Genomic DNA, 13,216 nt, shown 5'->3' on the forward strand with positions numbered 1-13,216 from the left:
AACGATATAGTCGCGATGCTCCTGAAGCCCGCGGAGCGGACTATGAATCAAGGTTTCTGATCGAAAATATCCTCGTACAATTCCCGGATCTTTTTCAAATTTCTTCCCGGCGGGGAAGGAAATGGAATGATCCTGCCTAGATTTTTCGCCGTACCGGTTTCTTTTATATCTTCCGATTCTTTATGATTATGTCTGTTTAAAGGGGGGAGATTTTCTCTCTCCATAACTTATTCCTTCGGAAAATCGAAGTCCTAAATTCAGTGACATTCGCTAGATTTTTTAAAAACGAAATCAGAAAATCCGGTTTGAAATTTACGAAAACTGTTGCCATAGTATTTTCCCAGGCAAACATGCGAATGGTTTGAAAGGATTTTGCTTTTAGGCGATTCCGATCATATCCTATTCGAACTTCCCCTTAACGGAAAGGAAAAGTATGCCTGAATTCGATCAAATCGATCTGTTCAACTATGCCGCTTACGGCAATGAAGACGATCCTCAATGGGACGATATACGTAATTATATTCGCTCAAATGCCAACGCTTCGAAGGAATATGAGGAGATCAAAAAAAATCTCACGAATGTTCAGCCGAAACGAAAACAAAAAGATTTCGGAAGACTCCGACAAGAGGTAAAGTCCTCCGATGCGGATCCAAATTCTAATAAGCCTGCTGGACAGGATAAAAAATGGTGGAGCGTTTTCTTAGGAGAATAGTCGCTTAGGAAGGTTGACCGTGGAGAAAGAAGCAAAAACATATCTTCGGATCAAAAATTTCGTGGCTCCCTTTATAGGTTTGGCCGTGGATATTACCGCGTACGGAACCGAAAATATAATCACTAACGGTAAGGTAATTCTTACCTGCAATCATAGATCCGATATGGATCCGTTCATTCTTTCCTACACTTTTCCTAGATTCATTTCTTGGATCGCTGCAGAATACACTTTCAGAATTCCTATCTTCCGAGACCTTGCAAAGATCGCAGGCGGGATACCGATGTCTATAGACGGAAATATTTCCATCGGTTCTATTAAGATGATCCAACAGGTTTTTAAAAAGGGAGAGACCCTAGGAATTTTCCCGGAAGGCCATGACTATATGGTCAAAAACGATTTTAAATCCGGAATGGTGGACTTTCATTCAGGATTCGCAGCATTCTCCATTCGCAACAAAGTGGATATTCTTCCTTCCGTAATCATACCTGTAGAGGAATCTTATTCGGATATCCCGATACCGCCTATCGTTCGAAGCTTTATGGGAATGCCTAAAGAAGTATGTGATATCAAAAAGCGTGCGATCTACAAAAAGGTAAAAGTGATCTACGGAGAAAAAGTAGATCATAGGGAATTTCTTTCAGGAACCTTAGAGGAGAATATGAAACAACTCTCCGATGTGGTTAGAACTAGAATGATCGCATTACAAGAAGGTCAGTACGCGGAAGCTTAAACTTCCACGACTCCACTAAATACTTCCGTAGCAGGACCGGTCATTAACACATGGCCTGATTCCAGCAACTGAACTCTTAAGGTCCCGCCTCTTAGATCTATACGAACATCTTTTCCTGTTTTACCATTTAGGTGAGAAGCTGTCATCACAGCGCAGGCGCCTGTTCCACAAGCCAATGTTTCTCCAGCGCCTCTTTCCCAAGTTCTTTGGTATAAATGATCTTTTCCTCTTAAGGATACGAATTCAACATTCACTCTGCGGGGAAATAGTTCCGTATGATTTTCGATCAATGGACCGATCTCTCTGACTGGGAATTGATCCGGATCTTCTACATAAATAATGCAGTGTGGATTTCCCATACTTACAACGCTGAATTTTAGATTATAAGAAGAATAACCTGGCAACCCGCTTAAGAAGGAAAGAGGTTGTTCTAAGATCGGATTTTCATTCTCCCATTTAACAGGGATTAAAGAAGGAACTAAGATCGGTTTTCCCATATCCACGGAAACCTGTTCCACTTTGCCGCTTCCGTTTACTTTAAGGTCTAATTCTAAAATTCCGGCCCCGGTTTCTATCTTAGGTTGTTTTTTATTCGTAAGACCGTGATCGAAAACATATTTTCCGACGCAACGGATCCCATTCCCGCACATCTCGGAGGAAGAACCATCCGCATTGTACATATCCATTTGGAAATCGCCTTTATTGGATGCGCGAATAAAGATCACTCCATCACCTCCGATCCCGAAATTACGGTCGGAAAGTTTTTGGATCTGCTCCGGGCTCAGACGTAAATCGTCTTTAGTCGCATCCACATATACGTAATCGTTTCCGATCCCTTCCATCTTGGTAAAATGTACTTTAGCCAAACGAATCTCCTAATCAAACCTGAGAGGTTGTTTCCATGCTTCCAATGGGACCTTCTGCAGAAAATCCAAAAAGCCCCTAATACTCTTTGTTTTTTACTGGAATTTAAAGACTCGCCCCGAAGGATAAAACTATCAACTAAACGGAACTCCCTTTGAACCAGACCTGTTATCTTTGCGGAAGCCAGAAAAACAAAACCTTATTCGTCGAAAACGGAATCCCAATCGTGCGTTGTTTGAATTGCAGTCACGCATTCTCCACTTACGAACAAGACGAACATTACGAAGGATACTGGGACGACGAAACCGGTTATGATTTAGACTGGTGGGATGTGGCTCATAGAGACATCTATAAAGACTTCATAGGCAAATTTCTTTCGGCTCCTAAGGGAAGAATTTTAGACGTGGGCTGCGGACTTGGCTTCTTCGTAAAAACGATCGGAACTTCAAGACCAGGCTGGGAAGCGGTTGGTTACGAGATCTCCGAAAAAGCGGTCAAATTCGCGAGAGAAAAGAACGGACTCAAACAAGTATTTCCCGGGATCGTTCAGGACAGCGGACTTCCAAAAGAAAGTTTTGATATCATCACTCTTTGGGACGTGATTGAACATATCCCTAAACCGCATAGCCTCATCCAATATCTGTTCGGGCTTTTGAAACCGGGTGGATTCTTATTCGTCCAAACTCCCAATTTCCCGGTCCAGCTATTCAAAGCAAAATTGAAAGTTGCCTTAAAAGGTATGCAAGAAGGCGGACATTACCTAGAAGCAAAAGATCATATCAACGATTATACGGAAAAGACCTTGGGACTTCTGGCAGAACAATGCGGATTCTCCTCTGTAGAATTTTCCATCTTAAAACCGATCGCTTCCGTGTCCGGGGTTTCCGGCCCTAAAGCAAAATTAGGGATCTTCTTGAAGAAGACATTCTATTACGGAACCCTAATGCTTTGGTATCTAACATTCAAACAAGTGAATCTAAATCTGACCTTGTTTGCTTTGCTAAAGAAAAAGTAATCGTTTTAAAAGTTTAAAGAACGATCCCTTTCTCCAAACTCAAGATATAGTTTAAAGCGGAGGATAGATCGGGAGATTCCCAATATTCTTTTCCTTCTAAACTTTTCTTTTCCAAAACCGATTTGGTCTTAGCGGAAGAGATAGGGCTTTTCAGATAAAAGGATTCTAACCCGAAACTAAGTCCTCCACCTACATCATCCTTTAAAGAATCTCCTATGATATAAGACTTTTTAGGATCTGCCCCCATTAAAGCCTTATTAAAGATCAAAGCGGAAGGTTTTTCTGCTCCGCTTTCTTCTGAGGTTACTAATCTATATTGAATGTCTTTTGGAAATAGAACGGATAATTTCAATAATTGAGTTCTGAGAGATTCATTTGTGATAATGATCAGGTCCTGGACTTCTTGCAGGGCCCTTAATAAGGACAAAATCTTTTTGAACTCGGTGGAATTCTTCTTTTTCCAATCTTTGATCCCTTGCAAAAAAAAACCGAAATAAACGGCGTCTAATTTCAAAACAAAAGCAGGATCCAACTTTCCAAAAAGAAGTTCAGACATCTTCTTAAAATAAAGAATACGCAGTCGATTGACTGGATTATTCGGAAGTTCTTTTTTCACTTCCGCACGAACGATATCATAGGCCTTTTTAAATTCTTTGGAAGAAGAGAGGCCCAAGGTCTTTGCTTTTTTTTCCATTTCACGGATCGTAAACTCATAGATCCCTATAGAATCGAAGACCGTATTATCCAAATCCAAAAGAACTGCCATAACTCTAAAATTCCCGGACCGATCGGAAAGCCAAGGAGAGTTTTGGAAAATGTTTAGGAAATTTCTTTTTCCTTGCTTCTTCTTCCCTCAAAACTAATCTGCAATCCGTTCGTTTATGTCCGAAGATCGTTTTTCCAGAAAAGTATTCCTTTCCGCTTTAACATTTTGCGCGGCCCTGTTAGGGATCGGCTCTTATTTCAGATTTAGAAAAAGAAAGATCCAAGGAAGTATCTTAGGTCCGGACAGAGAAACAGGTCATAGACTTAGACAAGTCAGAACGGATTTTTCTCCCACAAGTACCATCCAAACAAAGGTGCTCATCGCAGGAGGAGGGATCTCAGGACTTTCTTCCGGATACTACCTATCCCAATTCGGGATCTCGGATTATTTGATCCTGGATCTGGAGAAGGATGCGGGAGGCAATTCCAGATATTCCGAAACAAACTCCTTAAAATATCCTTGGGGTGCACATTATCTTCCACAGCCGGGACCTGAGTCAGTATTGGTTCGTAAATTTTTAGAAGAGAACGGACTGGTCCAAGGCAAAGACTCGAATGGAAATCCGATCTATCCTGAAAAATATCTCTGCTTCGATCCGGAAGAAAGACTTTTTTACCAAGGAAGATGGCAAGCAGGTTTAGTTCCTAGAAGAAACGGGGAACCTGACTCACAAGAATTATTATTTCGTAAAATACTAAACTCTTGGCAGAACAAGATCGGAAGAGACGGACAAAAGGCATTTTGTATTCCGATAGATCGTTCTTCCAGAGATCCTGAAATTTTAAAATTAGATCGTATCACTTTCGCTGATTATTTAAGATCATTAGGAATACAATCACCTGAGATCTTATGGTATGCAGACTATTGCACTCGAGACGACTATGGTGGGAATTCCGACAATATTTCCGCCTGGGCAGGACTTCATTATTTCTGTTCACGTTTGAGAGAAGATGAGGATTCCCCTCCAGTTCTAACCTGGCCGGAAGGAAACGGATTCCTGTTGGAGCTCCTACAAAAGCCTTCTAAGGATAAGATCAGAACTTCTACACTTGTAGAAAGAATTCGTAAAAACTCCCAAACCTGGGAAATTAACGCCTACGATGTAAAAGAAAAGAAAGATATTCTGATCCAAGCGGAGCAAGTCATCTACTCCCTACCTTCTTTCACCAGAAAATATATCTTGGGAGAGAAGGAAGCCTTCTTACAAAAATTAGAATATTCTCCTTGGTTGGTTGCAAATCTATTCGTAGACGAACTTCCCCAAGGAAAAGGCCATCCGCCAGCTTGGGAGAATGTAATTTATAAGAGTAAATCTCTCGGCTATGTCGTTTCTACCCACCAAGACTTAAGAGCGCTCAGACCTCAATCTGTTCTCACCTATTATCTTGCCTTCGGAGAAAAAGATACTCTTGCAGCAAGAAGGTCTATTCTTCCTAAAACCTGGGATAGCTGGAAAGAAGAGATACTTTCCGATCTAAAAAGACCCCATCCGAATATAGAAAGTTTAGTTTCTCGTATCGATATCATGACTCATGCACATGCAATGATACGTCCTGTTCCTGGATTTCTTTGGGGAGGAGAAAGGGAGAAGCTGGCAAAATCCGAATTAGGAATTCATTTCGCTCATTGCGACCTAAGCGGGATCTCTATTTTTGAAGAAGCATTGTATAGAGGATTCGAAGCTTCTAAAAAAGTGCAGGCCTTTGCCAAGAGATATTGATGGAAGAGAAAAGAACACTCAGTCCTTGGATCATCTCCAAAAGTTTCGATCTTACTTGGTTTATTGCGCCAGGATTGATTTCCGTGGTTATTGTCCTGGCCGCGAATTATATCGGATCTCCTGAACCTTCTCCCCTTGGTTCTTCCAGAACAAGCGGCAATGCTTTGCCTCCTTGGCTTTGGTTACTTTTGATTCCCGGTGTAGATGTTTCTCATGTATATTCTACTTTGTTTAGAGCCTACTTCGATAAAGAAGTTTGGAATCGAAAAAAAGTTCTTCTAAGCTTGGTTCCATTTTTATGTTTTATAGCGGCATTGATACTTTACTCTTTCGGAAAATTATTCTTCTGGGGAGCAATGGCTTATATTGCAGTATTTCATTTTATCAGACAACAATACGGTTTTTTAAGTTTGTATGTAAGAACAGAACCCAAAACCGAAAACAAGATCCCGTTTCTATTAGATAAGATCTGTCTTTATATGATAACCGGATTGCCTGTTCTATACTGGCATCTGGTTCCAGGTGGAAGGCATTTCGAATGGTTTATGGAAGGTGATTTTTATCAATATCCAAATCATTCTCTTTCAAACTTCATTCATATACTATTTTGGATCTGGGTGATAGTATACTCATTGAGCCAAGTCTACCTTCTTCTTAAAGGAAGAAGGATCAGTGTTGGAAAACTTTTACTATTATTCAACACCGCTTCTGTTTGGTATGTGGGAATCGTATTATTAAACGATGATCTTGCGTTTACTCTTACTAACGTGATCAACCATGGAATTCCTTATATGGCCTTGGTATTCGCATATTCTAATTTCAGAAAGAAACAGCTTTCTTCCTTCTTCTATAATAGCTTTCGTAACGGAGCATTGGCCATTTTAAGCTTCTCATTGGTATTATTGGCATTTGCTTTTTCGGAAGAATGGCTTTGGGATAGTTTTGTATGGAGGGAACATCCGTATCTATTCGGAAACTCTTCCGTAATAAAAGCTGAACTAGGGCAGGGCCTTGAAGGGATCTTAGTGCCTATCTTCTTTCTTCCCCAATTCACTCATTATATCTTGGATGGGTTCCTTTGGAAGGGAGGAAAAAACAACTCGGAACTGGAAGGCTTTATAGGCCTCAAAAATTTAGGCTCATAAAGCCTATCCGACTTGAAAATCGAGTATCTTACGGTTTTCCGATAGACAAGCCCGGTTTTCATCTCATAATGACGAAAAAGGAAAACAGGATCTACCTCAATGATCATCGTAGAAGGAATCGATTATATTGTAATACCTACCGGGGATATAGAAGCCTCTGTAAAATTCTATTCCGAACTATTTGATTTCGAGACGATCGAGGAAAAAGGAAACGAATTCGCAATCATCGGTTTGGATTCAGTGAACATTAAACTCCTCAATACCAACGGAGTTAAAAGTTCTTTAACCGAAGTTAAATCCCCAGTCCTCAGTTTCGTATTGGATGTGGATGACTTTACCGAAGCGATCGTAGAACTCGAGTCCAAGTCGGTTCAGATCGTGAGAGGACCGGAAGCGAGAGACGGAGGAGAGTTCCTTCATTTCTTAGATCCGTCCGGTAATATTTTAGAGATCAATTACAAAGAAGATTAAGACCTAAAGTCATAGGCTCTTATAAAGAAAAGCCCTCAATTTGAGGGCTTTTTTATTGGGTTTAGACAATCGGGCCAAAAGAAGTTAGGAGATCTTGTCTACAAATGCTCCCTTAGTTTTATAAATATCGCCCGCATAACTAGGATTCATTGCTTTTTGGTCAAAGACCTCGGCTTGTTTGTTTTCGTAAGGCTTATTAGGAATTCCTTCCACCTTGGGCATTTTACGTGGATCGGAAGAAGCCTTTTCAGCGAGTCCGAGATATATAGAGGTTATTGTTGACATTCAGTAATCCCTCCATTCCGATCCTAATCCAAATCGAATAATAAACCAAGTATTTTTTTACCCTAAAACTTAAGGAAAAGATACTGTACAATCTCCCTTTCCGGCTGTAACGAACATCTGGACTGTATAATAACTGGAGAAGGTCAAAGTAGGTTCAAATATCCAAGTGCTTGTATCTCCAAAAGTTCCTACATCCGTGCGGCCGCAGGTCTTGGAAAACTTGGAATAGATCAGATACGTATCACAGGCGATCTTAACGTTGGTGGGTCCGTCAGGATTCAGGTCAATCCTAAGTGCTTTTGTTCCTGTCTGGCCTGAAATTGCAAAAGTTTTAGAATCGGGATAAGTGACTCCTAATTCTTCGCCGTATAGATTGTCGAAAGACTTATAACAATCTATATAAAACTTCCTACCGTAACAGTTAGTAGCCGTATCTCCGTTATTCTCATCACAAATAACCGGCCCTTCTTTGGTCACAAACAATGTCCCGGTAGAAGCTCCGGCAGGGACCACGGTTACGATCTCTGTGCTGGTCGCGCTCAGAACACTTGCAGACACTCCGTTAAATTTAACCGTTGTTAAGTTTTTATCCGCAGAGAATAAACGGCCCTTAATAGTGACTGTTGTTCCTACAGTTGTTCCGATTGGAGGAGATCCGCTAGGGGGATCAATTTCTGTGATCACTGGATTTCCCAAACCTAACTGGCTGGCAAGGTCCGAGTCCTTACCGGTAGAACAACCAAGTCCAAAGATAAATAGAGATAAAATAATAGCTAAGATCCGAATCTGAAATCGCATTTTTTCTTTAACCTAGAACCGTTCATACCTAACGCTTTTGCTTGCCGTTTTTAAAAAACCGCAGAATCTACCCAATTATCGGAAAGATCCGGCCTATCCAGGAAAGATTTTTTAGAAGGTAAACATGAGCGAGACTGTTCTTTATTCCATCGAAGATTATACGTGCATAATCAGTTTAAATCGACCCGAAAAACGAAACGCGATTTCTAGAGAATTGCTTTATCAGCTTATGTCTCATATAGAAAGAGCAAATAAGGACCCAAAAATCCGTGCTCTAGTACTCAGGGGAGAAGGATCCGTATTCTGTGCTGGAGCGGACCTGAAAGAAAGAGCGGATATGTCCGAGAAAGAAGTACATAAATTTCTGGACCAAGTAGGGCAATGTTTTCTGGCTCTGGAAAATCTTCCCTTCCCAACGATCGCTGCCTTGGATGGAGATGCTTACGGCGGTGGATTAGAAATGGCCCTCTGTTGTGATTTTATACTTATGAGTGCAGAAGCAAAAGTGGGTCTTACTGAAACAGGACTTGGTATTATTCCTGGAGCAGGTGGAACCCAGAGACTTCCACGCAGAGTGGGAAAAACAAAAGCATTAGAACTTATTTTAACTGCTTCTGTAATAGATGCGCAAACCGCATTGGATATCCAACTTGCCAATTCTGTTTGGCATGACTCTGCATTTATGGCCGGAAAAAAATTGGCCTCCTTACTTTCCGAAAAAGCACCTATCTCCTTAAGACTTGCTAAAGAAGCGATCAGAGAAGGAGAAGGAGAAGATATACAAACTGCCTTAAAGATAGAAAGGAAACATTATAATAAAACCTTAAAAACGGAAGATAGGATAGAAGCCCTAAAAGCATTCCGAGAAAAAAGAAAACCGGAATTTAAAGGAAAATAGGACTCCGAAAAAGGGAGGCGAGACACAAGGCCGACCCGAAAATAGGCAAAACAAGGAAGCTGGAATACGAATGATTCTAACGGGTAAGGAAATTAAAAAAAGATTAGAGAAGGACATCATCATAGATCCTTACTCCGACAATAGATTAAATCCGAACTCTTATAATCTAAGGCTTCATAACGAATTGGTTCGTTATACGGAAAGCCCGTTGGATATGAAAAAACCCAATCCTTCCGAAAATCTGATCATACCGGATTCAGGACTACTCTTACAGCCTGGAGTTCTTTATCTGGGCAGAACTTTAGAGTATACCGAAACACATAACCTTGTCCCGATGTTAGAAGGTCGTTCTTCTATAGGTAGATTGGGAATGTACGTGCATGTGACTGCAGGATTCGGGGACGTAGGATTCAAAGGATTCTGGACTCTTGAGATCTCAGTCATCCAGCCCCTAGTCATTTATCCGAATGTGGAAATTTGCCAGATCTTCTACCATACTGTCGAAGGTGAGATTACAGAATACAAATCAGGCAAATACCAAGGCAATAAAGGGATCCAAACCTCTATGCTTTACAAAGATTTCGAGAACGGAAAATATTAAACTTCTATTAAGAAGTTCTTCTATCTCTTTCGATCAGTCTTACTAATTTCTGAGCGTTCTCGTCTTCCGGGTCCTTCTCCAGAGCCAAACGAGCATATTCCAATGCTAATTCAAATTGTTCAGTCTGACGGTATAAGTCGGAAAGATTGATCAGGTTCATGGAATTATCCGGTTGGAGTTCCTCCATTCTTTTTGCAGCCAAGATCGCTTCGTCCATTCTTCCGATCCTGCGATTCGCCAAAGAAAGATAATACCAGTATTCTACTAAGTCAGGATCGGATCCTAGATACTTGTTCAGAACTTCCACTGCCTTGCCGTAATTTTTACCTTTAAAGCTAAGAAGTCCTAGCAGCTTGGTCACTTTTGTGTTTTGAGGATCCGATTTGTATAGGCCTTCGAGTGCGCCGAGAGCCTCGCTCAAACGGCCGCCCATATAATCTTCTTTCGCTTTTTTATAAATGAACTTCCAATCAAAAGGATCGGAGATCTCATCTTCTTTTCCGTTTGTTTCCGGAGAAGCAACAGGAGAATATTCAATTCTAAGAAGAGAAAGGTCGTCGGTTAACTCCCCAACTTTCAGTACTTCTTCTTCGATCCTTTCCAGATCACCTTGGCCCTTCTCCACCATTTGTAGGAAAAGCATTTCATCTTCATTGATGGTGCGGACTTCCTTTTCAGGAGTGAGATCTAAGTCGTCCTTACCGTCGGAACCAACGATCAATACGTCACCAGGTTCTAATCTTCCGGAGTGGACTTTGAACTCGTATTCCGAATCCAATCCGATCTTTCTAAGTGTGAGTCCTGTTTCTAAGAATCCAGCTCTTCCATCTCTATACATTACTGAGAAAGGGTGCTCCGCGTTAAAATACCAGAATTTACCCGTATCGTCTTCGATAACTATGAAAGTTCCGGAGATCACCATTGATCCGTTGAATGATTTGAAAACGGACTGCATCTCTTTATAAATTTCGGTTAAAAATTCGGAAGGAGTCGTATCCAAGACCCTGTCGTTCGCTGCGGACCTTGCAAGAATGGAGTTAACCACAACTCCCATCACGAGAGAGCCTCCTGCTCCTTGCATGGACTTACCCATTGCATCTCCGTTCATCGCAAAAGTATAACGTTTATAATCGTTCTCTTTTCCGAGACGAAGGTTTCCAGTCACACAAAGGTCTCCACCCAAGTCAGCACGTTTGCCTTTGAACTCGAATTGTTTCTTTTGGCGAAGAATAAAATCAGTGCTTACCTTTGGGGATTTATTCGCATTATAAAAAAGAGGTTTAGCTAATAGAGAAGTTAAGAAATAATCCCCGTCTTGCTGCACCTTAAGGCGTTGGAGTTCCTCTATCTTTTCGGAAAGTTCTCTAGTTCTTTCTCTTACCTTAGTTGCCAAATGTTCCGCGTAATCTTGGAGTTCTCCCCTCGCTTTTCGGATAGAAGTTACCATGCTATTGAATGAGTCCGATAAAAATCCGATCTCATCCTTTAAGTCCACTTTCACTTCTACATCTAAGGCGCCTAAGTTTACTTTTTCCACTCCGGACAATAGCCTGTTTAACGGAGTGACCAAACTTTGCCGGAAAAATAATGGGAATACGAAGAATACAACTACCAAAACCAAACCCAAAATCAGGGTCTGTTTTGCGGCAGTCGGGTGCATAAATTCTCTATACTTGCGGTAAGAATAGCCTACTTCGCTGACCACATCCTTCTTAACATCATAATGAATATAAGTTACGAAATGTTGGTGTTCATCCAAACTTTTTCTGTAATGGCGGTACAATGCGGGCTGGAATGGACGGAAATATAAAAGTACTTCCGCCTTTAAATGTCCGATCAACAGATCCTTTTCATTAAACGTACATGTGCCGTCCTTCTCCTTCCATTTTTGAAGAAGATGTTCTTTGAACGGAATTACTCCTTTGTTCCCGACACCTTTCAGATAATTTCTACCGTCTACGCAGAATTCTTTCGGGAAGATATAGTCCAGTTTATTGGAAGTTACGAAAACGGCCGTGTTTAAAGTGATCAGATGATCGAATAATTTTGTTTTTAATTCTTTTCCTTCCAGATTCGGATTATCATCCAAAAACTTCAGAATAGAGGCTCGATAACCGCTGAAATATTCATGAGTATCTTTCAGGGTCTTTTTAACCGAATTCCTGAAATTCTCTTCGGCCAAAAGTTTCATATGCTCGAAGATGATCGTATTCTTAAAATCTATCTCTAACTGAGGGAGTCTCAGATCATATTGATTGTCGTAGCGGGAATAATCCACATTCTTGGATCCGCCTTCCCACTGAACGATATATAACATCTCAGGGATTTGTTTTCCACCCTCGAGTGCTCTCGACATGTTCACGATACTTTTGGTATCATATTCCGCTTCTTTATCTTGATTGGAGATAAAAACCAAAGCCTGCATGATCAACATCAATGTCACAAAAGTGATCCCTACAATCTTGACCATAAATGTGGTTTTTTCTTCGCTGAAGTTCAAGAAGATCACAAGGATCAAAAAAATCCCTAAGGTCATCAAAAGAACGATAGAAGTTAAATAAGTAGAGCGCTCAATCCATCCGTCTCGGCTTAGAATATTCGTAAGCGCGGGAACCACACCACCCGCAAGAAGGGCCGCCATAAAACCGCCGATCGCAAATCGAACCCTTCCTTTGGTTTTGGTCATTCTATAGATAGGCAGGATCAAGAATGAGATCAGAACGAATAGTCCGATCAATACCGCGATAATTGAAGAAGCCTTCTCCGCGTTAAAGTCCCAGTGATGAGCGGTGAAGTGGTATTTTCTAGGAGAGCTAAGAGTAATATAATAAAAATAAGAAATACCGATCGCGGCGACCGAGTACATTCCGATCGTGAGATTTCTGTTCATTTTGGGGTTCGCATGCCCAGGATAACGTGCTAAAAACTGACCCAAGTGAATGAGCGCAGGCAAAATAAATCCGACAGTCAACCATCTGTGATAAGCGGCGATCGGATTGTACAAGAATGCTGCGAAAAAGTATCCGGAACAGAAGAAGGAGAAAAACAGAGCACCTAATGCAAGATGCATTGTGCTGGAGGATTTTTCTTTTAAGAAAAGAAAGAATAAGGAAGTGCATAGAAACGCTAGGATCGATAGCAAACTTCCGAAAGAATAATAGTTCAGCAGAACATCGTTTTGTAAGATTGAAGAAATTTCCATGTAAACAAA

The 13,216-nt window shown here is 41.0% G+C and carries 14 protein-coding genes; 8 read left to right on the plus strand and 6 right to left on the minus strand.

The window, feature by feature from the left end:
• Positions 1 to 47 precede the first annotated feature (47 nt).
• The gene (locus tag EHR06_RS19185) at positions 48 to 224 is read right to left on the minus strand and encodes a hypothetical protein (protein WP_008591083.1); all 177 of its coding nucleotides are present in this window, start codon (positions 222 to 224) and stop codon (positions 48 to 50) included.
• A gap of 209 nt (positions 225 to 433) precedes the next feature.
• Here EHR06_RS19185 and EHR06_RS15690 point away from each other — a divergent pair, with 209 nt between their 5' ends.
• Positions 434 to 712 carry a hypothetical protein gene (locus EHR06_RS15690; RefSeq protein ID WP_135757855.1) on the plus strand — a complete coding sequence of 93 codons (279 nt, stop codon included), beginning with the start codon at positions 434 to 436 and terminating at the stop codon, positions 710 to 712.
• Between the two features lie 19 nt (positions 713 to 731).
• Positions 732 to 1,442 carry a lysophospholipid acyltransferase family protein gene (locus EHR06_RS15695; RefSeq protein ID WP_135757856.1) on the plus strand — a complete coding sequence of 237 codons (711 nt, stop codon included), beginning with the start codon at positions 732 to 734 and terminating at the stop codon, positions 1,440 to 1,442.
• On the opposite strand, the gene dapF is transcribed toward EHR06_RS15695, so the two are convergent.
• Positions 1,439 to 2,308, minus strand: a complete 870-nt coding sequence (gene dapF / locus EHR06_RS15700; protein WP_135757857.1) for a diaminopimelate epimerase — start codon at positions 2,306 to 2,308, stop codon at positions 1,439 to 1,441. The two genes, EHR06_RS15695 and dapF, sit on opposite strands and share 4 nt — an antisense overlap.
• A 152-nt stretch (positions 2,309 to 2,460) precedes the next feature.
• Here dapF and EHR06_RS15705 point away from each other — a divergent pair, with 152 nt between their 5' ends.
• The gene (locus EHR06_RS15705) at positions 2,461 to 3,321 is read left to right on the plus strand and encodes a class I SAM-dependent methyltransferase (protein ID WP_135757858.1); all 861 of its coding nucleotides are present in this window, start codon (positions 2,461 to 2,463) and stop codon (positions 3,319 to 3,321) included.
• 13 nt (positions 3,322 to 3,334) lie between these two features.
• On the opposite strand, the gene EHR06_RS15710 is transcribed toward EHR06_RS15705, so the two are convergent.
• The gene (locus tag EHR06_RS15710) at positions 3,335 to 4,087 is read right to left on the minus strand and encodes an HAD family hydrolase (RefSeq protein WP_135757859.1); all 753 of its coding nucleotides are present in this window, start codon (positions 4,085 to 4,087) and stop codon (positions 3,335 to 3,337) included.
• A gap of 115 nt (positions 4,088 to 4,202) precedes the next feature.
• Here EHR06_RS15710 and EHR06_RS15715 point away from each other — a divergent pair, with 115 nt between their 5' ends.
• The 3 genes from EHR06_RS15715 to EHR06_RS15725 all read left to right on the plus strand — a co-directional run bounded on the left by EHR06_RS15715 (position 4,203) and on the right by EHR06_RS15725 (position 7,423).
• Positions 4,203 to 5,807 (plus strand): NAD(P)-binding protein, encoded by a 1,605-nt coding sequence (locus EHR06_RS15715; RefSeq protein WP_135757860.1) that lies wholly within the window; start codon positions 4,203 to 4,205, stop codon positions 5,805 to 5,807.
• Positions 5,807 to 6,952, plus strand: coding sequence for a hypothetical protein (locus EHR06_RS15720; RefSeq protein WP_135757861.1), 1,146 nt, complete (start codon positions 5,807 to 5,809; stop codon positions 6,950 to 6,952). The genes EHR06_RS15715 and EHR06_RS15720 overlap by 1 nt, the downstream gene beginning before the upstream one ends.
• 99 nt (positions 6,953 to 7,051) lie before the next feature.
• The gene (locus EHR06_RS15725; RefSeq protein WP_008589759.1) at positions 7,052 to 7,423 is read left to right on the plus strand and encodes a VOC family protein; all 372 of its coding nucleotides are present in this window, start codon (positions 7,052 to 7,054) and stop codon (positions 7,421 to 7,423) included.
• 84 nt (positions 7,424 to 7,507) lie between these two features.
• Here the strand turns inward: EHR06_RS15725 and EHR06_RS15730 are convergent, their stop codons facing one another.
• Positions 7,508 to 7,708, minus strand: a complete 201-nt coding sequence (locus EHR06_RS15730) for a hypothetical protein (RefSeq protein ID WP_100708607.1) — start codon at positions 7,706 to 7,708, stop codon at positions 7,508 to 7,510.
• Positions 7,709 to 7,777: 69 nt separating this feature from the next.
• Positions 7,778 to 8,506 (minus strand): LIC10067 family putative lipoprotein, encoded by a 729-nt coding sequence (locus tag EHR06_RS15735; RefSeq protein WP_135757862.1) that lies wholly within the window; start codon positions 8,504 to 8,506, stop codon positions 7,778 to 7,780.
• 124 nt (positions 8,507 to 8,630) lie between these two features.
• Between EHR06_RS15735 and EHR06_RS15740 the strand changes: the two genes are divergently transcribed.
• Positions 8,631 to 9,404, plus strand: coding sequence for an enoyl-CoA hydratase/isomerase family protein (locus EHR06_RS15740; RefSeq protein ID WP_135757863.1), 774 nt, complete (start codon positions 8,631 to 8,633; stop codon positions 9,402 to 9,404).
• 70 nt (positions 9,405 to 9,474) lie between these two features.
• Positions 9,475 to 10,005 (plus strand): dCTP deaminase, encoded by a 531-nt coding sequence (gene dcd / locus EHR06_RS15745; protein ID WP_135757864.1) that lies wholly within the window; start codon positions 9,475 to 9,477, stop codon positions 10,003 to 10,005.
• Positions 10,006 to 10,012: 7 nt separating this feature from the next.
• Here the strand turns inward: dcd and EHR06_RS15750 are convergent, their stop codons facing one another.
• Entirely contained in the window at positions 10,013 to 13,207 is a 3,195-nt protein-coding gene (locus tag EHR06_RS15750) for a SpoIIE family protein phosphatase (protein WP_135757865.1), read from the minus strand.
• Positions 13,208 to 13,216 lie beyond the last annotated feature (9 nt).

It is taken from the genome of Leptospira dzoumogneensis, assembly GCF_004770895.1.
Lineage (GTDB): Bacteria > Spirochaetota > Leptospiria > Leptospirales > Leptospiraceae > Leptospira_B > Leptospira_B dzoumogneensis.